20 protein-coding genes and 1 pseudogene are annotated in these 25,955 nt (G+C 65.4%); 8 read left to right on the forward strand and 13 right to left on the reverse strand.

Going from position 1 to position 25,955, the window contains the following annotated elements; all coding sequences use genetic code 11:
- Window positions 1–164 precede the first annotated feature (164 nt).
- The 3 genes from AC3WK8_RS12090 to AC3WK8_RS12100 are packed head-to-tail and all read left to right on the forward strand — an operon-like array spanning window position 165 to window position 5,394.
- Window positions 165–1,259 carry an efflux RND transporter periplasmic adaptor subunit gene (locus AC3WK8_RS12090; RefSeq protein WP_085598109.1) on the forward strand — a complete coding sequence of 365 codons (1,095 nt, stop codon included), beginning with the start codon at window positions 165–167 and terminating at the stop codon, window positions 1,257–1,259.
- Window positions 1,256–2,326 carry an efflux RND transporter periplasmic adaptor subunit gene (locus AC3WK8_RS12095; protein WP_085598110.1) on the forward strand — a complete coding sequence of 357 codons (1,071 nt, stop codon included), beginning with the start codon at window positions 1,256–1,258 and terminating at the stop codon, window positions 2,324–2,326. Before AC3WK8_RS12090 ends, AC3WK8_RS12095 begins: the two co-directional genes overlap by 4 nt.
- Complete coding sequence (locus tag AC3WK8_RS12100) at window positions 2,323–5,394, forward strand: efflux RND transporter permease subunit (protein ID WP_103324772.1); 3,072 nt, start codon at window positions 2,323–2,325, stop codon at window positions 5,392–5,394. The genes AC3WK8_RS12095 and AC3WK8_RS12100 overlap by 4 nt, the downstream gene beginning before the upstream one ends.
- A 100-nt stretch (window positions 5,395–5,494) precedes the next feature.
- Here AC3WK8_RS12100 and AC3WK8_RS12105 read toward each other — a convergent pair whose 3' ends face one another.
- From AC3WK8_RS12105 to AC3WK8_RS12155, 11 genes are all read right to left on the reverse strand, one after another.
- Window positions 5,495–6,121 (reverse strand): class I SAM-dependent methyltransferase, encoded by a 627-nt coding sequence (locus AC3WK8_RS12105; protein WP_022644171.1) that lies wholly within the window; start codon window positions 6,119–6,121, stop codon window positions 5,495–5,497.
- A 178-nt stretch (window positions 6,122–6,299) separates the two neighbouring features.
- Complete coding sequence (locus AC3WK8_RS12110) at window positions 6,300–6,944, reverse strand: methionine ABC transporter permease (protein WP_103324771.1); 645 nt, start codon at window positions 6,942–6,944, stop codon at window positions 6,300–6,302.
- Window positions 6,934–8,058, reverse strand: a complete 1,125-nt coding sequence (locus AC3WK8_RS12115) for a methionine ABC transporter ATP-binding protein (RefSeq protein WP_103324770.1) — start codon at window positions 8,056–8,058, stop codon at window positions 6,934–6,936. Before AC3WK8_RS12115 ends, AC3WK8_RS12110 begins: the two co-directional genes overlap by 11 nt.
- Before the next feature lies 1 nt (window position 8,059).
- Complete coding sequence (locus tag AC3WK8_RS12120; protein ID WP_103324769.1) at window positions 8,060–8,869, reverse strand: MetQ/NlpA family ABC transporter substrate-binding protein; 810 nt, start codon at window positions 8,867–8,869, stop codon at window positions 8,060–8,062.
- A 125-nt stretch (window positions 8,870–8,994) separates the two neighbouring features.
- Window positions 8,995–10,362, reverse strand: a complete 1,368-nt coding sequence (locus AC3WK8_RS12125; protein WP_103324768.1) for an LLM class flavin-dependent oxidoreductase — start codon at window positions 10,360–10,362, stop codon at window positions 8,995–8,997.
- Window positions 10,362–11,561, reverse strand: a complete 1,200-nt coding sequence (locus AC3WK8_RS12130; protein WP_085598116.1) for an SfnB family sulfur acquisition oxidoreductase — start codon at window positions 11,559–11,561, stop codon at window positions 10,362–10,364. Before AC3WK8_RS12130 ends, AC3WK8_RS12125 begins: the two co-directional genes overlap by 1 nt.
- Window positions 11,562–11,600: 39 nt before the next feature.
- Entirely contained in the window at window positions 11,601–12,842 is a 1,242-nt protein-coding gene (locus AC3WK8_RS12135) for an SfnB family sulfur acquisition oxidoreductase (RefSeq protein ID WP_103324767.1), read from the reverse strand.
- Between the two features lie 415 nt (window positions 12,843–13,257).
- Window positions 13,258–14,007, reverse strand: coding sequence for an L-cystine ABC transporter ATP-binding protein TcyN (tcyN, locus tag AC3WK8_RS12140; protein ID WP_053132714.1), 750 nt, complete (start codon window positions 14,005–14,007; stop codon window positions 13,258–13,260).
- A gap of 4 nt (window positions 14,008–14,011) precedes the next feature.
- Window positions 14,012–14,677 carry a cystine ABC transporter permease gene (gene tcyL / locus AC3WK8_RS12145; RefSeq protein WP_022644179.1) on the reverse strand — a complete coding sequence of 222 codons (666 nt, stop codon included), beginning with the start codon at window positions 14,675–14,677 and terminating at the stop codon, window positions 14,012–14,014.
- Window positions 14,677–15,474, reverse strand: a complete 798-nt coding sequence (gene tcyJ, locus AC3WK8_RS12150) for a cystine ABC transporter substrate-binding protein (RefSeq protein WP_103324766.1) — start codon at window positions 15,472–15,474, stop codon at window positions 14,677–14,679. Before tcyJ ends, tcyL begins: the two co-directional genes overlap by 1 nt.
- A gap of 282 nt (window positions 15,475–15,756) precedes the next feature.
- Window positions 15,757–16,752, reverse strand: a complete 996-nt coding sequence (locus AC3WK8_RS12155) for a D-cysteine desulfhydrase (RefSeq protein ID WP_103324765.1) — start codon at window positions 16,750–16,752, stop codon at window positions 15,757–15,759.
- A 190-nt stretch (window positions 16,753–16,942) separates the two neighbouring features.
- On the opposite strand from AC3WK8_RS12155, the gene epsC reads away from it, so the two are divergent.
- Both epsC and betT read left to right on the forward strand, forming a co-directional pair.
- Entirely contained in the window at window positions 16,943–17,869 is a 927-nt protein-coding gene (epsC, locus tag AC3WK8_RS12160; protein WP_022644182.1) for a serine O-acetyltransferase EpsC, read from the forward strand.
- A 427-nt stretch (window positions 17,870–18,296) separates the two neighbouring features.
- Window positions 18,297–20,258, forward strand: coding sequence for a choline transporter BetT (betT, locus tag AC3WK8_RS12165; RefSeq protein ID WP_177409171.1), 1,962 nt, complete (start codon window positions 18,297–18,299; stop codon window positions 20,256–20,258).
- 45 nt (window positions 20,259–20,303) lie between these two features.
- On the opposite strand, the gene AC3WK8_RS12170 is transcribed toward betT, so the two are convergent.
- A complete protein-coding gene (locus tag AC3WK8_RS12170) occupies window positions 20,304–20,567 on the reverse strand; it encodes a hypothetical protein (RefSeq protein ID WP_085598121.1) in 264 nt (87 codons plus the stop codon).
- Between the two features lie 210 nt (window positions 20,568–20,777).
- Here AC3WK8_RS12170 and AC3WK8_RS12175 point away from each other — a divergent pair.
- Window positions 20,778–21,065: pseudogene (locus AC3WK8_RS12175) on the forward strand (LysR substrate-binding domain-containing protein); the annotation flags it as partial.
- Window positions 21,066–21,979: 914 nt separating this feature from the next.
- On the forward strand, window positions 21,980–23,017 hold the full coding sequence (gene mgrA / locus AC3WK8_RS12180; protein ID WP_053132700.1) for an L-glyceraldehyde 3-phosphate reductase: 1,038 nt from the start codon (window positions 21,980–21,982) through the stop codon (window positions 23,015–23,017).
- Between the two features lie 77 nt (window positions 23,018–23,094).
- Here the strand turns inward: mgrA and AC3WK8_RS12185 are convergent, their stop codons facing one another.
- Window positions 23,095–24,282, reverse strand: a complete 1,188-nt coding sequence (locus AC3WK8_RS12185; protein ID WP_103324764.1) for an HlyD family secretion protein — start codon at window positions 24,280–24,282, stop codon at window positions 23,095–23,097.
- Between the two features lie 76 nt (window positions 24,283–24,358).
- Between AC3WK8_RS12185 and AC3WK8_RS12190 the strand changes: the two genes are divergently transcribed.
- Window positions 24,359–25,951, forward strand: a complete 1,593-nt coding sequence (locus tag AC3WK8_RS12190; protein WP_085598123.1) for a DHA2 family efflux MFS transporter permease subunit — start codon at window positions 24,359–24,361, stop codon at window positions 25,949–25,951.
- The last annotated feature ends 4 nt before the right edge of the window (window positions 25,952–25,955 follow it).

Below are 25,955 nucleotides of genomic sequence, written 5' to 3' on the forward strand. Positions count from 1 at the left end.
CCTGAAGCCGCTGTCGAGCTTGCGAGGCTGCGCCAAGGCCCGCAGGGCCTTCAAGTGGACGATCTCCAGACCCTGGGCTGCGGCGGGCAGTACAAGGGTGGAACCCTGTTCTAAGCTCACAGTCGTAAACGTCACGGCGCATCGATCAAGCAAAAGGAGCCTGCATGGCTGGTCTCGATACGAAGTGGGTAGTGGGGTTTTGCCTGTTGGCCTTGCTCGCTGGTTGCGGGGCGGAGCAGCCCACGGAAAAGAATCATCCGCGGGTGCGGGTCCAGCAAGTGCAGAGCAGCGAGTTCGCGGCGTCGGTGACCCTTACCGGCGATGTGCAGGCACGGGTCCAGACCGATCTGTCGTTTCGCGTTGGCGGCAAGATCATCCAGCGCATGGTGGATGTTGGCGACCGGGTCGCGGCTCGCCAGGTGCTGGCCAGGCTCGACCCCAAGGACCTGCAGACCAACGTCGACTCGGCCAATGCCGCGGTGTTCGCCGAGCAGGCGCGGGTCAAGCAGACCAGCGCCGCGTTCGTCCGCCAGCAGAAACTCTTGCCCAAGGGCTACACCAGCCAGAGCGAATACGACTCGGCCAAGGCCGCCCTGCACAGCAGCCAGAGCGCCTTGAGCGCGGCCCAGGCCCAGTTGGCCAACGCCCGCGAGCAACTGGGCTACACCGCACTGGTGGCCGAAGTCCCGGGGGTGATCACCGCCCGCCAGGCCGAGGTCGGCCAGGTGATGCAGGCGACGCAGCCGATCTTCAGCCTGGCCCAGGACGGCGAGCGCGATGCGGTATTCAACGTCTATGAGTCTTTGGTGATGCAGCCACCGGGGCAGGAAACCATCCACATCGCCCTGTTGGACAATCCCAAGGTGACCACCACCGGCAAGGTCCGCGAAGTGACCCCGGTGGTCTCGGCCCAGAGCGGCACGGTGCAGGTCAAGGTCAAGCTCGACTCTTTGCCGGCGGGCATGGAGTTGGGTTCGGTGGTCAGCGCCACCGCTCGCGCCAATGCCAAGGCCAGCGTGTTGCTGCCCTGGGCGGCGCTGACCAAGGACCTGCGCGAGCCGGCGGTATGGCTGGTGGACACTGACGGCAGGGCGCAACTGCACAAGGTCAAGGTCGGGCGCTACCTGACCGGCAAGGTGATCATCAGCGAAGGCCTCGAGGGCGGCGAGCAGGTGGTGGTGGCCGGCGGGCAGTTGCTGTATCCGGGAGTACCGGTGGAGATCGCCGGCCAGACCACCGGCCAGGAGCAACAGCCATGAAGCGCCTGGCCTTGTTGTGGTGCGCCGTTGTGCTGCTGCCTGCCTGCTCCAAGCACGACGCACCGCCGGAACCGGTGCGTCCGGTGCTGTGGATCCAGGTGACGCCGCAGTCCGAGGAAAGCCTGGGGCGCTTTGCCGGCAACATCCAGGCCCGCTATGAGACCAACCTGGGCTTCCGGGTGCCGGGACGCATCGCCAAGCGCAATGTCGACGTCGGGGCCGAGGTGGCCCCCGGGGACTTGCTGGCGACCCTGGACCCCACCGACCAGCAGAACCAGTTGCGGGCGGCCCAGGGCGACCTGGCCCGGGTCCAGGCGCAGTGGATCAATGCCCAGGCCAACGCCCGGCGCCAGCAGGAACTGTTCGACCGTGGGGTCGGGGCCCAGGCCCAGCTGGACCTGGCCCAGACCGACATGAAGACCACCCGCGCCTCCCTCGACCAGGCCCAGGCCTCGGTGCAGCAGGCCCGGGACCAGCTCGGCTACAGCGAGCTGCACACCGACCACGGCGGCGTGGTCACCGCCTGGAAGGCCGAGGCCGGGCAGGTGGTGAGCGCCGGACAGCAGGTGGTGACCCTGGCCCGGCCGGAAGTCAAGGAAGCGGTGATCGACCTGCCGGCGAACCTGGTGGACCAGCTGCCGGCGGACGTGGTGTTCCAGGTCGCGGCGCAACTGGACCCGAGCATCGGCACCAGCGCCACGGTGCGCGAGATCGAACCCCAGGCCCAGAGCGCGACCCGCACCCGCCGGGCCCGCCTGACCCTCAAGGACACCCCCGAGGCATTCCGCCTGGGTACCGCCATCAGCGTGACCCTGAGCTCGGCCATCGCGCCGCGCACCGAGCTGCCGTTGACCGCGTTGCAACAGGTGGATGGCAAGAGCCGGATCTGGGTCATCGACCCCAAGACCCATACCGTCTCGCCCCGTGAGGTGACGGTACTGAGCCGCGATGATGATTCGATCCTGATCAGCCAGGGCGTGCAGCCCGGCGAGCGGATCGTCAGCGCCGGCGTCAACAGCCTCAAGCCGGGGCAGAAAGTCAAAATCGATGAGGACCGCGCACAATGACGCCCGCCAACAAAGGGAGCTTCAACCTGTCCGAGTGGGCGATCAGGCATCAATCCTTCGTCTGGTACCTGATGTTCGTGGCGCTGTTGATGGGCGTGTTCTCCTATATGAACCTGGGGCGCGAGGAAGATCCGTCCTTCACCATCAAGACCATGGTCATCCAGACCCGCTGGCCCGGCGCGACCCAGGAAGAAACCCTCAAGCAGGTCACCGACCGCATCGAGAAGAAGCTCGAGGAACTCGACTCCCTGGACTACGTGAAGAGCTACACCCGCCCCGGCGAGTCGACGGTGTTCGTCTACCTGCGCGACACCACCAACGGCAAGGACATCCCCGACATCTGGTACCAGGTGCGCAAGAAGATCAACGACATCCGGGGCGAGTTTCCCCAGGGCTTGCAGGGGCCAGGGTTCAACGACGAGTTCGGCGATGTGTTCGGCTCCATCTACGCCTTCACCGCCGATGGCCTGAGCATGCGCCAGCTGCGCGACTACGTGGAGCAGGTGCGGGCGCAGATCCGCGAGGTGCCGAACCTGGGCAAGGTAGAGATGGTCGGCGAGCAGGACGAGGTGATCTACCTGAACTTCTCCACCCGCAAGCTGGCGGCCCTGGGGATCGACCAGCGCCAGGTGCTGCAAAGCCTGCAGTCGCAGAACGCGGTGACTCCGGCCGGGGTGATCGAGGCCGGGCCGGAGCGGATCTCGGTGCGCACTTCGGGGCAGTTCGCCTCGGAGAAGGACCTGGCCACGGTGAACCTGCGGCTCAACGACCGTTTCTATCGCCTGGCGGATATCGCCCAGGTCAGCCGTGGCTATGTCGATCCGGCGACGCCGATGTTCCGCTTCAACGGCCAGCCGGCCATTGGCCTGGCCATCGCCATGAAGAAGGGCGGCAATATCCAGGACTTCGGCAAGGCCCTGCACGCGCGCATGGACCAGCTGACCGCCGACCTGCCGGTGGGCGTCGGCGTGCACAAGGTCTCCGATCAGGCCGAGGTGGTGGAGGAGGCGGTGGGTGGCTTCACCAGCGCATTGTTCGAGGCGGTGGTGATCGTCCTGGTGGTGAGTTTCATCAGCCTCGGGGTCCGGGCCGGGTTGGTGGTGGCCTGTTCGATCCCGCTGGTGCTGGCCATGGTCTTCCTGTTCATGGAGTACAGCGGCATCACCATGCAGCGTATTTCCCTGGGAGCGCTGATCATCGCCCTGGGCTTGCTGGTGGACGACGCGATGATCACCGTGGAGATGATGGTCACGCGCCTGGAAAAAGGTGAAAGCAAGGAGCAGGCGGCGACCTACGCCTACACTTCCACGGCCTTCCCGATGCTCACCGGGACCTTGGTGACTGTCGCCGGCTTCGTGCCCATCGGCCTCAATGCCAGCTCGGCCGGGGAGTACACCTTCACTCTGTTCGCGGTGATCGCGGTGGCGATGCTGGTGTCGTGGATCGTCGCGGTGTTGTTCGCCCCGGTGATTGGCGTGCATATCCTGAGCACCAACGTCAAACCTCACTCCGAGGAGCCGGGGCGGGTCGGCCGGGCCTTCAATGGCGGCCTGCTATGGGCCATGCGCAACCGCTGGTGGGCCATCGGCATCACCGTGTTGTTGTTCGTCGCCTCGGTGTTCGGCATGGGCCTGGTGCAGAACCAGTTCTTCCCGTCCTCGGACCGGCCGGAGATCCTGGTGGACCTGAACCTGCCGCAGAATGCCTCGATCAACGAGACTCGCAAGGCGGTGGATCGCCTGGAGGCGACCCTCAAGGACGATCCGGACATCGAGCGCTGGAGTACCTACATCGGCGAAGGGGCGATCCGCTTCTACCTGCCGCTGGACCAGCAACTGCAGAACCCCTACTACGCCCAGCTGGTGATCGTCAGCAAGGGCCTGGAGCAGCGCACCGCACTGACCGAGCGCCTGCAGAAGCGCCTGCGCCAGGACTTCGTCGGCATCGGCAGCTATGTCCAGGCCCTGGAGATGGGACCGCCGGTGGGCCGGCCGATCCAGTACCGGGTCAGCGGCAAGGATATCGACCAGGTACGCAAGCACGCCATCGAGCTGGCCGCCGAGCTGGACAAGAATTCGCACATCGGCGAGATCATCTACGACTGGAACGAGCCGGGCAAAGTGCTGCGCATCGACATCGCCCAGGACAAGGCGCGGCAGCTGGGCCTGTCTTCGGAAGACGTGGCGCAACTGATGAACAGCATCGTCAGCGGTTCCACCGTGACCCAGGTGCATGACGACATCTACCTGATCAAGGTGGTCGGCCGCGCCGACGACAGCGAGCGCGGTTCGCCGGATACCTTGCAGAACCTGCAGATCGTCACCCCCAGCGGCACCTCGATCCCGGTGCTGGCTTTTGCCAGCGTGCGCTACGAACTGGAGCAGCCCCTGGTGTGGCGCCGCGATCGCAAGCCGACCATCACCATCAAGGCGGCGGTGCGCGACCAGATCCAGCCCACCGACCTGGTCAAGCAGCTCAAGCCGACCATCGACAGGTTCGCTTCCGGGCTGCCGGCCGGCTATTCGGTGGCCACCGGCGGCACCGTGGAGGAGAGCGGCAAGGCCCAGGGGCCGATCGCCAAGGTGGTGCCGCTGATGCTGTTCCTGATGGCGACCTTCCTGATGATCCAGCTGCACAGCGTGCAGAAGATGTTCCTGGTGGCCAGTGTCGCGCCGCTGGGGTTGATCGGCGTGGTCCTGGCCCTGGTGCCGACGGGGACGCCCATGGGCTTCGTGGCGATCCTCGGGATCCTGGCGCTGATCGGCATCATCATCCGCAACTCGGTGATCCTGGTGACCCAGATCGATGAGTACGAGCAGGACGGCTACGAGCCCTGGGATGCGGTACTGGAAGCCACCCACCACCGACGGCGGCCGATCCTGCTGACCGCCGCGGCGGCCAGCCTGGGGATGATCCCCATCGCCCGGGAAGTGTTCTGGGGGCCGATGGCCTACGCCATGATCGGCGGCATCATCGTCGCCACCTTGCTGACCCTGCTGTTCCTGCCGGCGCTGTACGTGGCCTGGTACCGGATCAAGGAGCCCAAGCCGGACCAGGACAGCCGCTGATTCGTAGGCGCGAAGCGTGTTCGCGATGGCGGTGTATCAGGCGCCTCGCTAACGCGGGCAAGTCGGATCGCCGCCTGCTCGCTCCTACGCAGAGGGCGGCTCAGGCCTTGCGCCAGACGCTGGCCAGCCAGGGTTGTTGTTCCCGGGGCAGGCCGGCGGGGCGGTAATAGTGCTCCAGTTCGATGAAACCTGCGGCGGTGAGCAGTGCCTGCCAGGCCGCGAGGTCGTGGTAGGCGCCGTAGCGGGCGCCGTTCCAGCCTTCCTGGTTGTCGCCCCTGGGGTTGGAGCTGAACAGCACCCCGCCGGGCTTCAAGGTGCCATGCAGTTGCTTGAGTACCCGGGGCAGTTCCTGGCCGGGGACGTGGAACAGCACGGCGTTGGCGAAGATCCCGTCGAAGCGTGCCGCTGGCAGGTCGAGCTTGAGGAAGTCTTGCTGCCAGACTTCGCAGCCGCTGTCTTGCCGGGCCATCCGGGCGAACTCCTGGCTGCCGTCCAGGCCGACGGCCACATGGCCCAGGCGGGTGAAGGTGCGCAGGTCGCGCCCCGGGCCGCAGCCGAAGTCCAGCAGGGTGAAGGGCGCGGTGCCCTGGATATGCCGCAGCAGGGCGTCGATGTTCTGGCTGACGTCGTGGTCGCGGGTGCCTTCGCGAAAGCCTTCGGCCACCTGGTTGTAGTGGCCCAGGGTGGTGGCGGTGATGGTGTCGAGATCGTCGGGGGCAAGTTTCATGGCGGCAGGACGGCGTGATGGGGACCGGCTCAATATACACCTGTGCAAAGGCAAGGTTGGCGGGCGCTGCCTGCGGCAGCGGCTACACGAAGCGGGTCTTGTGGGTACGCGCTTGGAGCCGCTGCCGGGCCTGCGAGGCTGTGCCAAGGCCGCCGGGCCTTCAAGTGCGCGAAGCGGCTCAGCGCTTGTTGAGGCGCCGGGCCAGGCGGTCGCCGCCGAGCTGGATCACCGCCACCAGGAGCACCAGCAACACGATCACCGTGAGCATGATCTGGCTGTCGAAGCGCTGGTAGCCGTAGCGGTAGGCGATGTCTCCCAGCCCGCCGGCCCCGATGGCCCCGGCCATGGCCGAGGAGTTGATCATGGTCACCAGGGTGATGGTGAAGCCGCCGACTATGCCCGGCAGCGCCTCGGGCAAGAGCACGTGCCAGACAATGTGCCAGCGTCGGCAGCCCATGGCCTGGGCCGCTTCGATCAGCCCGTGGTCGACCTCGCGCAGGCTGACTTCGGCGATCCGCGCGAAGAACGGCGTGGCGGCAATGGTCAGCGGCACCACGGCCGCCCATACCCCGTAGGTGGTGCCGACGATCAGCCGGGTGAAGGGGATCAGCGCCACCATCAGGATCAGGAACGGGATCGAGCGGAACAGGTTGACGAAGGCCCCCAGCGCCCGGTTCAGCGCCGGGGCCTGGTAGATCCCGCCCTTGCCGCTGGTGACCAGGATCACTGCCAGGGGAATCCCCGCCAGCAGGGCGATCAATGACGACACGCCGACCATCAGCAGGGTATCCAGGACGCCCTGGAGCAAACGTTCAAGCCACATAACCCAGCACCTCTACCTGTTGTGCCCATTGCCTGGCGCGCTGGCGCAGTTCTTCGGCGCCCAGGGACGAGCCCTGCACCGCCAGCAGCAGTTGGCCCAGGGCATGGCCCTGGATGCGCTCGACCCCGCCTTGCAGCAGCCGCACGCGCCCGCCCAAGGCGTTGAACAGCGCCGCCAGGTCTGGTTCGTCACGCTGCGTGCCGGTAAAGCGCAGGCTCAGTACCACGGCCGCTGCGGCGCTCTCGGGATGGCTGCGCAGGCGTTGGCGCAACTCTTCGGGAAGTTCATGTTGCAAGGGCGCCAGCAGGGTCTTGCTGACCTCGTGCTGCGGGTCGCCGAAGACCTTCCACACCGGCCCCTGCTCGACGATCCCCCCACGCTCCAGGACCACCACCCGGTGGCAGATATCGCGGATCACCGCCATCTCGTGGGTAATCAGGATGATGGTCAGGCCCAGGCGCTGGTTGATCTCTTGCAACAGGCCGAGGATCGACTGGGTGGTCTCCGGGTCCAGGGCCGAGGTGGCCTCGTCGCACAGCAGGATCTCGGGGTCGTGGACCAGGGCCCGGGCGATTCCCACCCGCTGCTTCTGTCCGCCGGACAGCTGCGCCGGGTAGGCCTGGTGCTTGTCCTTCAGGCCCACCAGTTCCAGCAGTTCGCGGACCTTGCGCTGGCGCTGGGCCTTGGGCACCCCGGCCACCTTCAGCGGCAGCTCGACGTTGTGCCACACGGTCTTGGCCGACATCAGGTTGAAGTGCTGGAAGATCATGCCGATGCGTCGGCGCAGCGCCACCAGGCGGTCTTCGTCGTATTCGCCGATGTCCACCTGGTCGATCAGCACCCGGCCGCTGCTGGGGCGTTCCAGGCGGTTGATGGTGCGGATCAGCGACGACTTGCCGGCGCCGCTGCGGCCGATGATGCCGAACACCTCGCCGCGCTGGATCGCCAGGTCGATGCCGTGCAGGGCCTGGACCGGACCCTGCTGGCCCTGGTAGGTCTTGCCCAGGCCGATGAAGCGCACCTGGGCGCGGTTCAGGTCCGGATGCAGCTCGGTCCGTTCGGCGCTCTGGGGTTCGGGTTCGGGGAGCGCAAGCTTATGTGTGGCGACTGTCATCTCAACCTTCCCAACCGGCCTGGTAGAGCTTGCCGTGGGCCTGGTCCAGGGCGGCGCGCACGGCGGGCGAATGCTGGTAGATATCGACGAACTTGATCAGCCGCGGGTCGTTCTTGCTCTTGGGCTGGATCACGAACTGGATCACGTACTCCTTGTGGTCCAGGCCGTCGAACAGCAGCGCCGAGCCGGCATCGAAGGTCTTGGCCAGGCGGATGTAGGCCGGGTAGCCCTGGACCAGGTCGGCGTCGTCGTAGGCGCGCACCAGTTGCACGGCCTCGACCTGGAGGATCTTGATCTTCTTCGGGTTGGCGATGATGTCGTCCTCGGTGGCCTTGTAGCCGACCCCGGGCTTGAGCTCGATCAGCCCGGCCTTGGCCAGCAGTTGCAGGCCGCGACCGCTGTTGATCGGGTCGTTGGCGATGGCCACGCTGGCGCCTTGGGGCAGTTCGTCGAAGCTTTTGTACTTCTTCGAGTACAAGCCGACGTTGTTGATGATCCCCGGGGCGAAGGGCACCAGGTCGAAACCGGCGGCGGCCTTGGCGTTTTCCAGGAACGGGATGTGCTGGAAGTAGTTCACGTCGATGTCGCCGGCGGCCAGGCTGACGTTGGGCGCGATCCAGTCGCTGAACTCCACCAGTTCCACTTTCAGGCCTTGCTTGCCGGCTTCGGCGACGGCGGCCTCCAGGGGAATGGCGAAGGCGGCGGTGGTGCCGACCTTGAGTGGCGGTTCGGCGGCGAAGACGCTGCTGGCGAAGAGCCCGAGGGCGAGGGCCAGTGCTTTGACCGGATGGCGCGGGAGCTTGGTGTTCATGGTCTTGGATTCCAGTCAGTGCATCGAGGTTTTTGGGGTATTACGGTCTTATCCCGGGCAAGCCTCGCTCCTGCGCATGCATCTGCAGGAGCGAGCGGGCGGCGATCCGGCTTGCCCGCATGCCGTTAGCGGCGGTAGGCCGCACCGGTGTGGCGAGCGGGCAGCTTGCGGTCCTGGTGAAAGAGCTTTTCGCGCAGGGTCCCGGTCTCGTAGGCGGTCTTGTAGGACCCGCGTCGTTGCAGCTCCGGGATCACCAGGTCGATGAAGTCGACATAGCTTTCCGGGGTGACGATGCGGGTCAGGTTGAAGCCGTCCAGGCCGGTCTCGGCGATCCAGGATTCCAGGTCGTCGGCCACCTGCTGCGGTGAACCGACCACGGTGAAATAGCGTCCGCCCAGGGCGTGCTGCTCCAGGAGCTTGCGCCGGGTCCAGTCGTTGTTCTGCAGGTGCTTGGTGGCCGACTGGATGGCGTTGTTCTTCACGTACTGGATAGGTTCGTCGAGCTCGTACTGGGCGAAGTCGATGCCGGTGGAGGCGGAAAAATGCGCGACCCCGGCCTCGGCGCTGGCATGGCTGCGGTACTCGGCGTGCTTCTTCCAGGCCAGCTCCTCGGTGGCCCCGACGATCACGTTCAGGCCCATGAAGATCTTGATGTCCTCGGGATTGCGCCCGGCGGCCACGGCACTGGCGCGGACCTTGTCCACCTGGGCCTTGGTCGCGGCCTTGTTCTGCCCGCTGATGAACACGCATTCGGCGTGGCGTCCGGCGAACACCAGGCCGCGCTCCGAGCTGCCGGCCTGGAACAGCACCGGGGTGCGCTGGGGCGAGGGCTCGCACAGGTGATAACCGCTGACCTGGTAGAACTCGCCCTGGTGCTCGACCTTGTGCACCTTGTCCGGCCGGGCATAGATGCGCTGCTCACGGTCGTTGACCACGGCGTCGTCCTCCCAGCTGCCTTCCCAGAGCTTGTACAGCACCTCCAGGTATTCATCGGCCTGGTCGTAGCGGCGGTCGTGCTCGATCTGCTCCTTGAGGCCCATGGCCTGGGCGGCGCTGTCCAGGTAGCCGGTGACGATGTTCCAGCCGACCCGGCCACGGCTCAGGTGGTCGAGGGTGGAAAGCCTGCGGGCGAACAGGTAGGGCGCCTCGTAGGTGAGGTTGGCGGTGAGGCCGAACCCCAGGTTGCGGGTGACCGCGGCCATGGCCGAGACCAGCAGCAGCGGGTCGTTGACCGGCAGCTGGATCGACTCCTTGAGCGTCACGTCCACCGAGTCCTGGTAGACGTCGTAGACCCCGACGATGTCGGCGATGAACAGCCCGTCGAACAGCCCGCGCTCCAGCAACTGGGCCAGCTCGGTCCAGTACTCGAGGCTCTGGTACTGGGTGGAGTTGTCCCGTGGGTGGGTCCACAGGCCGTGGTTGATGTGCCCGACGCAGTTCATGTTGAAGGCGTTGAGCAGGATCTTCTTCTTGGTGGGGGCGAGGGCGCTCATCAGATGGTCCCCCGCAGTGGCGGGTTCTGCTGGTTGAGGTAGTAGTTGCCCACGGCGTGGTACTTCCAGCGCACCGGGTCGTGCAGGGTGTGCACCCGGGCATTGCGCCAGTGGCGGTCCAGGCCGTACTCGGCCAGGGTCGCCTGGCTGCCGGCCAGTTCGAACAGGGTGCTGCCGGCGGCCAGGGAAATCTCCGTGCTCAGGGCCCGGGCCTCGGCCACGGCGATGGAGGCGGCCGCCACGGTCTCGGCGTTGGTCTGGGCCTGGGCGCGGTCGAGGAATTCCCCGGCCCGTTCCAGCAGGGCCTCGGTGGCGTGCAGGCGAATGCTCAGGTGGCCGAAGCTCTTGATGGTCAGCGGGTCGTCGGTGGCCTTGTCGTGGCCGGAATCGATCCACGGCCGGCTCTTGGTCCGTACGAAGCGCAGGGCGTCTTCGTAGGCGGCGCGGGCGATGCCGGTGTCGATGGCGGCGTGGAGAATCTGCGCCAGGGGGCCGACCGGGGTCGGACGCTCGAAGGCGCTCTGGAACGGCACCACGTCGGCGGCGTCCACCGCCACGCTTTCGAAGACCACCGAGCCACTGCCGGTGGTGCGCTGGCCGAAGCCGCTCCAGTCGTCGATCACGTTCAGGCCCTGGCTGTCGGCGGGGACGAAGGCCAGTTGCTGGATGCCGTCCTCATCCACCACCGAGGTAGGGATGCGCTGGGCGTAGATGGCGCCGGTGGCGTAGAACTTGCGCCCGTCGATGCGGTAGCCCTGGCCGCTGCGGTCGCGGCTCAGGCGGGTGGTGCGGTCGTGGGCGGTCTTGGTACCCAGCTCGGCCAGGGCGTTGCCGAAGCGTCGGCCGGCCAGGACCTCGGCGTACAGCCGTTGCTTCTGCTGCTCGCTGCCGTTCACCCGCAGCACTTCGAGGGCATAGAAATGGTTTTGCGGGATCTGGCCCAGGGAGGCGTCGGCCTCGGCGATCAGCGCTGTGACCTTGGCCAGGGTGACGTTGGAGACGCCAGCGCCGCCGTATTCCTTGGGTACGCTGATACCCCACAGGCCGGAGCGGCTGAAGGCTTCCAGCTCGGGGTGCGGCAGGCGCCGCTCGCGATCGCGCAGGGCGCTGTCGCGCTTGAAATCTTCCGCCAGGTCGCTGGCGACAATCAGGGCTTGCTCGTCGCTGGTGATGACCGCGACGTGTTGAGAAAGAGACATGTGTTTCTCCAGAGATCTGGTCAAAAGCGTTCTGGGCGGTTAAATCCAGGAATGACGGGCCGGCAGCGTGCCGTTCAGGTGATAGGCGCCCACGGCGTGGTACTTCCAGCGCACCGGGTCGTGCAGGGTGTGCACCCGGGCGTTGCGCCAGTGACGGTCAAGGTTGAATTCGGCGAGGGTGGCGCGGCTGCCGGCCAGCTCGAACAGTTTCTCGCTGGCTTGCAGGGAGATCTCGGTGGTCAGCACCTTGGCTTCGGCCACGGCGATGGAGGCGCGGGCCGCGGACTCGACGGTGACCGGTGCCGCGCTGACCTGGTCCAGCACTTGGCCGGCCTTGCGCAGCAGGGCCTCGGCGGCGTGCAGTTCGATCTGCAGCTTGCCGATGTCGGCGATCACATAGAGGTCGTCGCTGGCCCGTTCGACGTTGGCGTCGATCCACGGCCGCGAGCGTTCACGGACGAAGCCAATGGCATCGGCCAGGGCTTCACGGGCGATCCCGGCGTCGATGGCGGCCTGGATCAGTTGCGAGGCGGCGCCCTGGATGTTCGGGGTCTCGTTGATCTTCCAGTTGTCCAGCACCAGCTCGGAGTCCACCCGCACGTTGTTCAGCAAGATGGTGCCGCTGGCGGTGGTGCGCTGGCCGAAGCCCGACCAGTCATCGATGATGCGCAGCCCCGGAGTGCCACGGCGGACGAAGGCCAGGACCTGGCGACCGTCGTCGTTGAGCGCCTTGACCGCCACCCAGTGGGCGAACAGCGCACCGGTGGAATAGAACTTCTGGCCATTGAGCACATGGCCGTCGGCGTCGGCGCTGATCCGCGCCTTGAGCTCCAGGGTGTTCTTGGTGCCGCGTTCCGGGCCGGCATTGCCGATGCGCCAGCCTTCCAGGACGCTTTGCAGCAGTTGTTTCTTCTGGCGCTCGGTGCCGCAACCGAGAATCAGGTTGAGGATCCCGAACTGGTTCTGCGGGATCTGCCCGAGGGCCGGGTCCGCCGCGGAAATGATCGCGAAGACCTCGGCCACGGTCACGTAGGACACCTGGGGCCCGCCATAGGCCCGGGGAATGGCGATACTGCCCAGGCCGCTGCGGGTGAACTGCTCGACCAGCGCCCAGGGCAGCTTGCGCTGGCGGTCGCGCTGGGCGGCCTGCTGGCGTGCCGCATCGGCCAGTTCATGGGCGGCTTGCAGGGCCTCGGCGTCGTTGAGCAATACCTGTGCGGGCAACAACAAGGGGGCAATGTCCAGGTCGCTCTGGACCTGTGCTTCTACCAGACTGGACATCAGTGCCACTCCTTGGCTGCACGCAATGCCCTGGCGATCTGCACTGGGGTGATTGTGTTCCGAACCATACCTACCTCACATCTTTGGATAGGCCGCGTCATGCGGCGAAATCAGGATCAAGAATGTCCGGTGGTCCGGTGGCATATACCCTAAACGTGGATAAAAATTAAATAAACTAACTTTTAGGAATATGCATAGAAGAGGGTTACGTATACGTCAGGCGGGGCATTGGGCGTGTGGGTATCGGGGCTTGTGCAGCCGCTGCCGCAGGCTGCGCATGGGTGCGCAGCGGCTGTGGGTTTTGGGGTTTGAAGGCCCTGCGGGCCTTGGCGCAGCTCGGCAACGACTACAGGCGAGGGTGGCGTTTGGCTTGGCCGCTGCCGCAGGTTGCGTAGCGGCCTTGGGGTTTGGAGGGTCAGGCCGAGGTGAGGAACTTGCTGAGGAACTGCCGGGTGCGTTCTTCCCGGGGGTGGGCGAACAGGGCCTTGGCTTCGCCCTGTTCGACGATCACCCCCTTGTCGAAGAAGATCACCCGGTTGGCCACGTCGCGGGCGAAGCTCATCTCGTGGGTGACGATGACCATGGTGCGTTTCTCCTCGGCCAGGCCGCGGATGGTCGCCAGCACTTCGCCCACCAATTCCGGGTCCAGGGCCGAGGTGGGTTCGTCGAACAGGATCACCTTGGGTTCCATGGCCAGGGCCCGGGCGATCGCCACCCGCTGCTGCTGGCCACCGGACAGGCGCCTGGGGTAGGCGTCTTCCTTGCCCGCCAGGCCGACCTTGGCCAGGAGCTTGCGGCCCAGGGCCAGGGCCTGCTCGCGTGGGGTCTTCTTCACCACCAGCGGGCCCTCGACGACGTTCTCCAGGGCGGTGCGGTGGGGGAACAGGTTGAAGTTCTGGAACACGAAACCCACTTGCTGGCGCAGTTGGCGGATCCGCCCTTGCTGCTGGCTCAGCGGGACATTGCTGTCGATGGCGATGTCGCCGATGCGGACCCGGCCGCTGGTGGGCTGTTCGAGGAAGTTCAGGCAACGCAGGAAGGTGGTCTTGCCCGAGCCACTGGGGCCGATGATGGCCACCACTTCGCCTTCCTTGACCTCCAGGTCGATGCCATTGAGCACCGTCTGGCCCTTGAACTGCTTGGTCAGTTTTTCCACCACGATCATGGGTTCAAGACTCCTGGTCGTGCCGATTGACCCGCTCTTCCAGACGGTGCTGCAGGTGCGCGAGCACACTGGCCAGGACCCAGTAGATCAGAGCGGCGGCAAGATACATGGTGAAGATTTCGAAGGTCCGGGCGGTGATCAGCTGCGCCTGGCGGAACAGTTCCGGGACCTGGATGGTGGCGGCCAGGGCGGTGTCCTTGACCAGCGAGATGAAGCTGTTGCCCAGAGGCGGCAGGGCGGTGCGCATGGCTTGCGGCAGGATCGCCCGGCGCAGGGTCTGGGCCCGGGTCATGCCGATGCTGGCGGCGGCCTCCCACTGGCCACGCTCTATGGAGCCGATGGCGGCCCTGAGGATTTCACAGGCGTAGGCCGCCATGTTCAGGGAGAAGCCGATCAGCGCCGCAGGCAGCGGGTCCAGCTCCAGTCCCAGTTGCGGCAGGCCGTAGTAGATCACGAAGAGCTGCACCAAGAGCGGCGTGCCGCGAAAGAACGACACGTAGATCCGGGCGATCCAGCTCACCAGCGCGAAGCGCGACAAGCGCATCAAGGCCAGGCCGAAGCCCAGCAGCAGTCCGAAGAACATGCCGCCCAGGCTCAGGATCACCGTGTAGTACGCGCCCTTGAGCAGGAATGGCGCCGAGTCCAGCGCCAGTTGCAGGCCTGCTTCCATTATTGGGTGACGTCAGCGTTGAAGTATTTTTCCGAGAGTTTCTTCAGCGTGCCATCGGCCCGCAGCTCCTCGATCGCCTTGTTCACTGCGGCCAGCAGCTCCGGTTCGCCCTTGCGCAGGGCCACGCCGGATTCCTGGCGGGAGAAGGGGTCGCCGGAGACCACCAGGGTGTCCTTGGTTTTCTTGATCAGCTCGAAGGCCGCCAGGCGGTCCACCAGGATGGCTTCGATACGGCCTACACGCAGGTCCTGGTACTTGGTCGGATCGTCGTCGTAGGTCTTGATGATGGCGTTGGGCACGTTGTCCTTCAGCCATTGCTCGTAGTTGGTGCCCAGGCCCACCCCGACCTTGTGCCCGGCCAGGTCGGCGGCGGTCTTGAACTTGCCCTCGTCCTTCTTCTGGGTCAGGGCCTGGATGCCGGAGACGGTGTAGGGAGTGGAAAAGTCGTATTTCTTCTTGCGCTCCTCGGAAATGGTCACCTGGTTGACCACGGCGTCCAGGCGCTTGGATTCCAGGGCCGCGAGGATGCCGTCCCACTTGGTCGGCTGCAACTTGACCTTGACCCCGAGCTTGTTGGCCAAGGCTTCGGAGAATTCCACTTCGAAGCCGGTCAGCTTGCCGTTTTCGTCGACGTAGCTGAACGGTGGGTAGGTGCCTTCCAGGCCGACGTTGATCACGCCCGCGTCCTTGATCTTCTGCAGTTGCTCGCCGGCAACCGCTTGCCCCATCAGTCCGGCACCGAGGGCCAGGCCCAGTGTGCCAATCAGCAGATTGCGACGCAGTACGGAAAGATTCATGACAAGCCCCTGTGGTTTCTTATGCACGATGCGAATGGGTGGTGCGGGTCGAACGGTGAGCCGGAATGCAGGTTTCATCCTGCCCTAAATGCAGCGTATGCGTCTCCCGGCAAATTCGCCTGCGGCGCGACTATAGGTGCTCTTTTATAGATGTAAAAATAATATAAATTCACACTTATATTCCTGTGGGGAATATTTGATCCGTCTTTCGCAGTCGCTGCCGCCGGCTGCGCACGAGCGCAAGGCGTTCGCCTTTGCCGATGTATTTCCTTGCTCTGATCTTCAGCTGAAGGCCCCGGCATAAGCGAACAGCGCCGGGGCTCCGCCGGTGTGCAGGAACAGGATCGGGCCCTCGTCGAATCGCTGGCGACCGATGCCGTCCAGCAACCCGGCCATGGCCTTGCCGGTGTAGACCGGGTCCAGCAGCAAGCCCTCCTGGCTGGCCAGGAGCTTGACTGCGGCCAGGGTGCCGGCATTGGGCTCGCCATAGCGCGGGGCGAAATACTCATCCCACAGCTGCACGTTGAAACTCTGCGGCAACGGCACGCCCAGTAGTTCGGCGGTGCGCTCGGCCAGCCCCTGGACCTTGGGGCGCTGGTCTTCCTCGGTGCGCGAGACGGTAACGCCGATCACCGGCAGTTGCGGCAAGGCTTCGCTCAGGCCCAGGGCCAGGCCGCTGTGGGTGCCGGCGCTGCCGGAGGCCAGGACCACGGCGGCAAAGCGCAGGCCGCTGTCCTCGATCTGTTGCGCCAGCTCCAGGCCGGCGCGCACGTAGCCCAGGGCGCCCAGGGCATTGGAACCGCCGATGGGCACCAGGTAGGGCTTCTTGCCGTTGCTGCGCAGGCGCGCGGCCAGGGCCTGGAGCTGCTCGTCGGCCTGGTCGAGGTTGTCCACCAGCTCGACCTTGGCATCGAACAGTTCCAGCAGCAGGCGGTTGCCGTTGCCCAGGTAGTTGGCATCGTCGGTGCCGGTGGGGTTTTCCAGCAGGGCGACGCAACCCAGGCCCAGTTGGGCGGCCAGGGCCGCGGTCTGGCGTACGTGGTTGGACTGGATGGCCCCGGCGGTGACCAGGGTGTCGGCACCCTGGGCCAGGGCATCGGCCGCCAGGTATTCGAGCTTGCGCAGCTTGTTGCCGCCCATGGCCAGGGGCGTGGTGTCATCGCGCTTGATGTAGATGTCGCGGCCGGTCCAGGCCGACAGGCGTTGGAGCTTTTCCAGGGCGGTGGCGTGGCCGAGCAGGTCGAGGCGGTCGAAACGGGCGAGCTGTTGTTTGATCATGAGTCCGCACGGAACAGGGAAGGTGCAACGACTATAGGCAGCGATATTTGGCCGGGCAACCGCCGATCGCTTATGCCAAAAAATGCATATGTGCGCACAATTAGTTCTTAAGGGTGGCCGTGACCGGGCGTAAAGTGATCGCCGTTTGCGCGGCCTGACAGTCCGGCCGCCCGAGTCTAGGAGTCTTATCGTGAGCGAGCGTTCCAGCCATTGGCAATTGCAGACCATCGTCGGTCAACTGCGCGATGCCCGTGATCAGTGGCGTAGCCGCAACGGTCGGGTCAGCGGCGAGCAGGGTGGCCGCGAGCTGCCGTCGCGGGCGGCCATGGCGGAGATCCTCGAGGCCCTGTGCGGTGCGTTGTTCCCCATGCGCCTGGGACCGGTGGACCTGCGCGAGGAGAGCGAGGATTTCTACGTCGGCCACACCCTGGACGCGGCGCTCAACGCCTTGTTGGCCCAGGCGCGCCTGGAACTGCGCTACGTGGCCCGGCAGAACGGTGAAAGCGATACCGACGTCAATGCCCGGGCGATTCGCCTGATCCAGGATTTCGCCCTGGCCTTGCCCGGCCTGCGCGTATTGCTGGATACCGATGTGCTGGCCGCTTACCACGGCGATCCGGCGGCCCGCAGCGTCGACGAAGTGCTGTTGTGCTACCCGGGCATCCTGGCGGTGATCCACCATCGCCTGGCGCACCACTTGTATGGTGCCGGGCTGCCGCTGCTGGCGCGGATCAGCTCGGAAATCGCCCACTCGGCCACCGGTATCGACATCCACCCGGGGGCGCAGATCGGCAAGAGCTTCTTCATCGACCACGGTACCGGCGTGGTGATCGGCGAGACCGCGATCATCGGCGAGCGGGTGCGCATCTACCAGGCGGTGACCCTAGGGGCCAAGCGCTTCCCGGCGGACGAGGACGGCCAGTTGCAGAAGGGCCATCCGCGCCACCCGATCGTCGAGGACGACGTGGTGATCTACGCCGGCGCGACCATTCTCGGACGCATCACCATCGGCAAGGGCTCGACCATCGGCGGCAACGTCTGGCTGACCCGCAGCGTGCCGGCGGGCTGCAACCTGACCCAGGCCAACCTGCAGCACGACGACGGTTCGCAGAAGTAACCTGTGGCCGCTGGCGGGCTTGCATGGCCCGCTGGCCCTGCCATCCCCAATTTGCCGCCGCTGCGCGCCCGTGCGCAGCCTGCGACAGCGGCTACACGAAGCGGCTGCGCATGCCCGGCAGGGCCTTCCGGGGCCGGCCGGGCTTTCTCGCATCCGGTGCGGTCGCAGCGCTGAACGATTGCGCCCGGCATACGTCATACCCTTCCTTGAGCTAGCGTACTGACAGTACCGCTGAGCCCTGCAATTGGTCCTGAACCCCTTATCCATGTTTAACTTGAACGCTTGTTCAAGTTAAACCGGTGGTTCGCTGCCCGCTCACAACAGGAGGCTTGCCTTTGCTGAGTCCGTACATTTCAGCCATGTTTCACCCCTTCGAGGTGCGCCATTGATGAGTGCATCATCCACCCCCGCGAACAGCCTGGTTCGCATGAATCCCCCGGTGTTCTACTTCGCCGCCAGCTTCATCCTGATCTTCGGCGTGGTGGTGATCGGCCTGCCGGAACAGGCCGGTGCCTGGCTGCTGGCCGCGCAGAACTGGGCGGCCAATACGGTCGGCTGGTACTACATGCTGGCCATGACCCTGTACCTGGTCTTCGTGGTGGTCACCGCCCTGTCCGGCTACGGCAAGATCAAGCTCGGTGCCGACCACGACGAACCCGAGTTCAGCTACCTGTCCTGGGCCGGCATGCTGTTCGCCGCCGGGATCAGCATCACCCTGTTCTTTTTCTGCGTTTCCGAACCCCTGACCCACATGCTCCAGCCGCCCAAGGGCGAGGCGGGCACGGTGGAGGCGGCGCGCCAGGGCATGCAGTTGCTATTCCTGCACTGGGGCCTGCATGGCTGGGGCGTGTTCGCCTTCGTCGGCATGGCCCTGGCGTATTTCGCCTACCGGCATAACCTGCCGCTGGCCCTGCGTTCGGCGCTATATCCGTTGATCGGCAAGCGCATCAATGGCCCCATCGGCTATGCGGTGGATGGCTTCGGCATCATCGCCACGGTGTTCGGCCTGGGCGCCGACATGGGGTTTGGCGTGTTGCACCTGAACTCCGGCCTCGACTACCTGTTCGGCATCGCCCATACCCAATGGATCCAGGTCTTGTTGATCACCTTGATGATGGGCGCGGCGATCACCGTGGCGGTATCCGGGGTCGACAAGGGTGTGCGGGTGATGTCCGACATCAACATGCTGCTGGCGGTGGCGCTGCTGCTGTTCGTGCTGTTCGCCGGCCCGACCCAGCATCTGCTCAATACCCTGATCCAGAACCTGGGTGACTACCTGGGCGCGCTGCCGGCCAAGAGCTTCGACGTCTACGCCTACGACAAGCCCAGCGACTGGCTGGGTGGCTGGACGGTGTTCTACTGGGCCTGGTGGATTGCCTGGTCGCCGTTCGTGGGGCTGTTCATCGCGCGGATTTCCCGGGGCCGGACTATCCGTGAATTCGTCTTCGGCGTGCTGCTGATTCCCCTGGGCTTCACCCTGGCGTGGATGTCGATCTTCGGCAACAGCGCCATCGACCAGGTGCTCAACCATGGCATGAGCGCCCTGGGCATGTCGGCCATCGACAATCCGTCGATGACCCTCTACCTGTTGCTGGAGACCTACCCCTGGAGCAAGACCGTGATCGCGGTCACGGTGTTCATCAGCTTCGTGTTCTTCGTCACCTCGGCGGACTCCGGCACCGTGGTGCTCTCCACCCTGTCGGCGCGGGGCGGCAGCGCGGACGAAGACGGCCCGAAATGGCTGCGGGTGTTCTGGGGCGCGATGACCGCCCTGGTCACCAGCGGGTTGCTGTTCGCCGGTAGCGTCGATTCGCTGAAGTCGGCGGTGGTCCTGACCTCGCTGCCGTTCTCGCTGATCCTGCTGTTGATGATGTGGGGCCTGCACAAGGCGTTCTACATGGAGTCGCAGAAGCGCATCGCCCAGCTGCATTCCCTGGCGCCGGTATCGGCCTCGCGCCGGGGCCGGGGTGGTTGGCGCCAGCGCTTGAGCCAGGCGGTGCATTTCCCGTCGCGGGACGAGGTGTATCGCTTCCTCGACCAGACCGTGCGCCCGGCCATCGAGGAGGTGACGGCGGTATTCGTCGAGAAGGGCCTGAACGTGATCACCCAGCCCGATCCGGCCAACGACAGCGTCAGCCTGGAAATCGGCCACGGCGACCAGCATCCGTTCGTCTACCAGGTGCAGATGCGCGGTTACTTCACCCCGTCCTTCGCCCGGGGCGGCATGGGCCCGAAAGAGCTGCGCAACCGCCGTTACTACCGTGCCGAGGTGCATCTGTCCGAGGGTAGCCAGGACTACGACCTGATGGGCTACAGCAAGGAGCAGATCATCAACGATATCCTCGACCAGTACGAACGCCACATGCAGTTCCTGCATCTGGTGCGTTGATCCAGAGCCTCGCGGCCGGGGGCGCTGCTGCCCCTGGCCGGCGGCTCAAGCCTTCGCTCCGCCCATGGCCAGGTACAGCCCCAGGGCGGCCACCGGCAGGGCGAACACCAGGCAGCCGACCAGCAGTTCCGAACCCAGGGGCTGCTTGGCGCTGACCACTCCCACCGCACCGTTGAGCACGCTCAACGCCAGCCATAGCCCGCAAAAGACATAGCCCAGGGTCTGTTGGCCGAAGCCCAGCCGTTCACCGATATACAGCACCAGGGCCAGCAGGAGCAGGCCGAAGGCAATGACGATGGTGGTGTGCATGAGGGGCATCTCCTGGCGCCAGCCGACAGGCCGGAAAGAGTCCGGCGGCCCTGTTATCCAGCATAGGTCTCAAACCAGCCCGCCGTTGGCCCGCAGCACCTGGCCGTTGATCCAGCCGGCCGCGGGGCTGGCCAGGGAGGCGACGCTGGCGGCGATGGTCTGGTGGCCGGCCTGGCGCAACTGCACCACCAGCCGCGAGGCCTCCTGGTCGAATTCATGGTGGCTGGCGAGCGGCGTGAATTGGCCATCGATGGCGCGCTCTCGGTATCCGGTGCCCAGGTCTACGGCGCCGCGGCCCTGGCCGGGCTGGGCATCATCCAATGTCCGCGCTACCACCTGGCCGACTCCCTGGCCCGAGGATTGATGCGCGAGATCCTCGCCGACACCCCGCCACCGCCGATGCCGGTATCGGTGGTCTACCCCTACAACCGCCAGCTTGCGCCACGGGTGCGGGTGTTCGTCGACTGGCTGGCCCAGGTCTTCGCCGAAGCCGGCTGACCCACTCCCGCGCTTCCGGGCGCCTGGAGCGCCCCTTTCCACAGGCCAGTCACGGGCTGTTTTTTCCTGCCGACGGTGGCTGCCACGGCCCGGGCAGGAGTGGTTTTTGCCGTCTATAAACAATGGATGCGGCCTGCCTGATGCCGATCGGTCAAGGCAATGTCAGGAGCGCGGCTTGCCCGCGGTGAAGGCCAGGACGCTGCGTTTTCCAGTCAATACGCGCAACCGTTAACGACCATCGCGAGCAATCGAGCATCGACCGGCTGCTCCTTCAGGAGCTCAACTCGCTTGACTGGCTGGCGTATGGCTTTCGGCGAATTTTTTGCGCGTTGCAGGTGAGTGTCAGCGACTGCGAGCCCTGGGTATTTCTCCAGGACCGGTGTTGGCGGCGGTTTTTGCCTCAGGGGCCGGTGTGGCTACTTTTGAGCATCGTCCAGGGGCTGAAAAGGCAAATTGCCATTAGCTACTAAGGATGATTTCGTATTGTGCTACGTGGTACGTAAAGTATTTCATGTCGTGCTTTTCGGCGCGATTCTTCGATCCGTCGATTTCAAGGTCGCATGGTCTGGGCTTCGTGGTACGAAGCGCCAGTCGTTACGCCTCGTTCAATGCCATTCACGGGGTTTAACCCAGTAAATACGGGGCTTCTCGCTGCTGTAGGAAGCCTGGGGCCTGATGCCCTGTGGGCAAGCAATTTTTTGGCTGAAAACTGAGCAAAAGTTTGTTTTCCAGCGATTTTATAGTACGAAATTAAGTATGAATTCGGTATGAAATACGGCATCTCATATCGTTGCGGTTTTGCGGAACTGCCTTGAACGAGGTAGTTCACAACAACAGGAGGAGGCTGGCCGTTGCGCCAGCCGCCATGCCGGAACCGGCCATCCAGAGGTGGCCCCAGTCCAGATGAGGATTCGATGACTTATTCAGCTGCTGAACATCGCTACGACTCCATGCCCTATCGCCGCGTCGGCCGCAGTGGCCTGGTGCTGCCGGCCCTGTCCCTGGGGTTGTGGCACAACTTCGGCGACAGCACGCCGATCGATACCCAGCGTGCCTTGCTGCGCACGGCCTTCGACCTGGGCATCAACCATTTCGACCTGGCCAACAACTACGGCCCGCCCTATGGCAGCGCCGAGATCAATTTCGGCCGTCTGCTGCGCGAGGATTTCCAGGCCTATCGCGATGAGCTGATCATTTCCAGCAAGGCCGGTTGGGACATGTGGCCCGGGCCCTACGGCCAGGGCGGCGGCTCGCGCAAGTACGTGCTGGCCAGCCTCGACCAGAGCCTGCAGCGCATGGGCCTGGACTATGTGGATATCTTCTATTCCCATCGCTTCGACCCGGACACGCCCCTGGAGGAAACCGCCAGCGCCCTGGCCAGCGCGGTGCAGCAGGGCAAGGCGCTGTACATCGGTATCTCTTCCTACTCCGGAGCGAAGACCCGGGAGATGGTCGCCTTGCTCAAGGAGTGGAAGGTGCCGCTGCTGATCCACCAACCGGCCTACAACATGCTCAATCGCTGGGTGGAAAGGGACCTGCTGGAGACCACCGAGGAGCTCGGCGTGGGAGTGATCGCCTTCACCCCGCTGGCCCAGGGATTGCTCACCGACAAGTACCTGGACGGCATTCCCGAGGATGCGCGGGTCAACCGTCCTGGCGGCGGATCATTGCAGGCCTCCCACTTGTCCGAGACCAACATCGCCCATGTGCGGGCCCTCAACGATATTGCCCGGAACCGTGGGCAGAGCCTGGCCCAGTTGGCCCTGGCCTGGACCCTGCGGGATCCGCGGGTGACCTCGGCCCTGATCGGCGCCAGCCGGCCGGAGCAGATCGTCGAGAACGTCGGGGCCTTGCAGAACCTGGGCTTCAGCGTGGAGGAGCTGGCGGAAATCGATCATTTCGCCCGGGAAGGGCGGATCAACCTGTGGGAAAAACCTTCCACCGCCGAGTAGTGTGTACCGCCGCCAGGGCCATGGGCCTGGCGCCTGCCGGCCGCCTGGAGCATGGCGACCGGCAGTGGGCGTGAGCTTCACTGGCTGTTGGCGCTGACCTTGAGCTCGGAGTGGGTACCGCCTGCGTTGCGCTGCTGGGGTTCGTCCAGGTCGACCTTGGCGATCACCGACAGGCCCGGACGCAGCCGTTCCAGGCCTGGCTGGTCGGCATCGAAGCGGATGCGCACCGGCACCCGCTGGACGATCTTGGTGAAGTTGCCGGTGCCCGGCTCGAAGGGCAGCAGGGCGAAGGTCGAGCCCGAGCCCGGGGCCAGGCTTTCCACGGTGCCGGTAATGCTGACTCCCGGCAGGGCGTCGATCTTGATGCGCGTCGGCTGGCCTGGAAGCATGTGCTGGGTCTGGGTTTCCTTGAAGTTGGCCAGGACGTAGAGCTCGTGCAGCGGGACCAGGGTCAGCAGGCGCGAGCCCGGCTGTACGTAGTCGCCCACCTGGACCTGGCGATTGCCCACGGTGCCGTCCATGGGGGCATAGATGGTGGCGTGGCTCTGGTCCTGCTGCGCCAGCTCCAGCCGGGCCTTGGCGGTCACCACCTTGGCCTTGGCCATCTGCAATTGCGCCTGCAGGCGTTCGCGCTGGGCTGAAGTCACGGCCTGGTCGTTCTCGGCCACTTGCAGCATGGCCTGGGCATGGGCGTGGTTCTGCTCGGCGGAGATCGCCTGGGTGCTGTATTTCTCCACTTCGTTGCGCGCCACGGCGCCGGTGCTGACCAGGGTGTTGAAGCGGTTGCGCTCGTCCCCGGCGCGCTTGGATTCGGCCTGGGTGGTGCGGATCGAGGTGCGGGCCGCGAGTACCCGGGTGTTGGCCAGGCGCTGCTCGGCGTCCTGGATGGTCAGCGCCGCCTGGGCCAGGGCGACTTGGGCCAGGCTATCGGCCAGGTCGCCTTCGGCCAGGGTCACCCGGCTGTCGAACTCTTCGCTGTTGATGCGCACCAGGGGCTGGCCGGCGGTGACGCTCTGGTGGTCCTTGACCAGCACCTCGGTCACCAGGCCGTGGACCCGTGGCGCGACCGAGGTGGCGTCGGCGGCGATATAGGCATCGTCCGTGGATTCGGTGGACGGCGCCATCAGCACCCAACCCACTCCAACCGCCACCAGGGTCAGGGCGACGGCGCCGGCAATCAGCGGCCGCTTGGAGCGCTTGCGCGGCTTCTCCGTGTCCTGGGCGGCTTGCAGGATAGCGTTCTGGGTCTGGGTGCTCTGCTCCATGTTGAAGCTCCATGCGGTTTTGAATTACGATCATAATATTCACATGACGACCGCAATACTACAGGGAAGTAACCACGTGACGACAAGCGCATCCGACCTCCCTGGCGCGGGCGAGCAGCCGGCTCAAGCGACCCTGCGACGCAAGTTCCTGGTCTTCACCATCATGGCCTTCGGCATGTTCATGGCCCTGATCGACATCCAGATCGTGGCCGCTTCGCTCAACGACGTGCAGGCCGGCTTGAGCGCCGGTCCCGATGAAGTGAGCTGGGTGCAGACCGCCTACCTGATCGCCGAACTGATCATGATTCCCTTCTCGGCCTTCCTCGCCCAGGCGATTTCCACCCGCTGGCTGTTCGCGACCAGCGCGGCGCTCTTCACCTTGTTCAGCGTCGGTTGCGGCATGGCCTGGAACATCGAGTCGATGATCGTGTTGCGGGCGCTGCAGGGCTTCACTGGCGGGGCCATGGTGCCGACGGTGTTCGCCGTCGGCTTCGTGTTGTTCGAGGGCAAGCAGCGGGCGATGGTCCCGGCCATCCTCGGCATGACCGCGGTCCTGGCGCCGACCCTCGGGCCCACCGTGGGCGGCCTGGTGACCTTCTACCTGGACTGGCGCTGGATCTTCTTCATCAACGTGCTGCCGGGCCTGGTGATCTGCATTGGCGCGGCGTTGTTGATCGATGTCGACCGTCCCGACCTGCCCATGCTGCGGCGCATCGACTGGCTGCATTTCGCAGCCATGGCCCTGGCCCTGGGCTGCCTGGAATACGTGCTGGAGGAGGGGCCGCGCAAGGACTGGTTCAGCGATACCGGGATCGTCATCTCGGCCTGGGTGTCCCTGGTGTCCTTCGGGCTGTTCATCGAGCGGTCCTTGTATTCGGACAACCCCATCGTGTCGTTGCGACCGTTTCGCGATCGGACCTTTTCCATCGCCTGCCTGCTCAACCTGGTGATCGGCTTCGGCCTGTACTCCTCGACCTACCTGGTGCCGGTGTTCCTGGGCCGGGTGCGCGGCTTCGACAGCCTGGAGATCGGCACCACGGTGTTCGTCGTGGGCATCGGGCAACTGTTCAGCACCATCATCGCTGCCCGGGCCTCGGAGAAGGTCGACCGGCGCCTGATCATCTCGGTGGGGTTCCTGGGCCTGGCCCTGAGCCTGTGGTTGACCTCGCGGATCACTTCCAACTGGGGTTTCGACGAATTGCTGGTGCCCCAGGTGGCGCGTGGCCTGTTCCTGATGCTGTGCATCGTGCCCAGCGTCAACATGGCCTTGAGTTCGTTCCAGGGGGTGGAGCTGCGCCAGGCGTCCGGCCTGTTCAACCTGATGCGCAACCTGGGCGGGGCCATCGGTATCGCCACGGTCAACACCTGGCTGCAGGACGATGCGCGGACCCAGGTCCTGCACCTGTCGGAGTCCCTTGGCGCCAAGGCGGTGGCGGCCCAGGAACTGATGAGCGAGCTGGCGCTGAAGATCGCCGCCGACACCCCGGACCCCAGCCATGGCTTCCTCATGGCCCAGGGCATTCTCGGCCGGCTGGTGGGGCGCGAAGCCCTGACCCTGGCCTTTGGCGACGTGTTCCGGCTGATGGCCATGATGTTCGTGGTGGCGCTGCTGCTGGTGCCGCTGTGCAAGGTGCCCCCGGCCGCCGCTGAGGCCGAGGAGGAACGGTGAGCAG

The sequence above is a fragment of the Pseudomonas sp. FW507-12TSA genome (assembly GCF_058781435.1).

Coding starts and splice junctions, on each gene's coding strand:
- AC3WK8_RS12090 (WP_085598109.1), top strand. CDS start 165: ATGGCTGGTCTCGATACGAAGTGGGTAGTGGGGTTTTGCCTGTTGGCC.
- AC3WK8_RS12095 (WP_085598110.1), top strand. CDS start 1,256: ATGAAGCGCCTGGCCTTGTTGTGGTGCGCCGTTGTGCTGCTGCCTGCC.
- AC3WK8_RS12100 (WP_103324772.1), top strand. CDS start 2,323: ATGACGCCCGCCAACAAAGGGAGCTTCAACCTGTCCGAGTGGGCGATC.
- AC3WK8_RS12105 (WP_022644171.1), bottom strand. CDS start 6,121: ATGAAACTTGCCCCCGACGATCTCGACACCATCACCGCCACCACCCTG.
- AC3WK8_RS12110 (WP_103324771.1), bottom strand. CDS start 6,944: ATGTGGCTTGAACGTTTGCTCCAGGGCGTCCTGGATACCCTGCTGATG.
- AC3WK8_RS12115 (WP_103324770.1), bottom strand. CDS start 8,058: ATGACAGTCGCCACACATAAGCTTGCGCTCCCCGAACCCGAACCCCAG.
- AC3WK8_RS12120 (WP_103324769.1), bottom strand. CDS start 8,869: ATGAACACCAAGCTCCCGCGCCATCCGGTCAAAGCACTGGCCCTCGCC.
- AC3WK8_RS12125 (WP_103324768.1), bottom strand. CDS start 10,362: ATGAGCGCCCTCGCCCCCACCAAGAAGAAGATCCTGCTCAACGCCTTC.
- AC3WK8_RS12130 (WP_085598116.1), bottom strand. CDS start 11,561: ATGTCTCTTTCTCAACACGTCGCGGTCATCACCAGCGACGAGCAAGCC.
- AC3WK8_RS12135 (WP_103324767.1), bottom strand. CDS start 12,842: ATGTCCAGTCTGGTAGAAGCACAGGTCCAGAGCGACCTGGACATTGCC.
- tcyN (WP_053132714.1), bottom strand. CDS start 14,007: ATGATCGTGGTGGAAAAACTGACCAAGCAGTTCAAGGGCCAGACGGTG.
- tcyL (WP_022644179.1), bottom strand. CDS start 14,677: ATGGAAGCAGGCCTGCAACTGGCGCTGGACTCGGCGCCATTCCTGCTC.
- tcyJ (WP_103324766.1), bottom strand. CDS start 15,474: ATGAATCTTTCCGTACTGCGTCGCAATCTGCTGATTGGCACACTGGGC.
- AC3WK8_RS12155 (WP_103324765.1), bottom strand. CDS start 16,752: ATGATCAAACAACAGCTCGCCCGTTTCGACCGCCTCGACCTGCTCGGC.
- betT (WP_177409171.1), top strand. CDS start 18,297: ATGAATCCCCCGGTGTTCTACTTCGCCGCCAGCTTCATCCTGATCTTC.
- AC3WK8_RS12170 (WP_085598121.1), bottom strand. CDS start 20,567: ATGCACACCACCATCGTCATTGCCTTCGGCCTGCTCCTGCTGGCCCTG.
- mgrA (WP_053132700.1), top strand. CDS start 21,980: ATGACTTATTCAGCTGCTGAACATCGCTACGACTCCATGCCCTATCGC.
- AC3WK8_RS12185 (WP_103324764.1), bottom strand. CDS start 24,282: ATGGAGCAGAGCACCCAGACCCAGAACGCTATCCTGCAAGCCGCCCAG.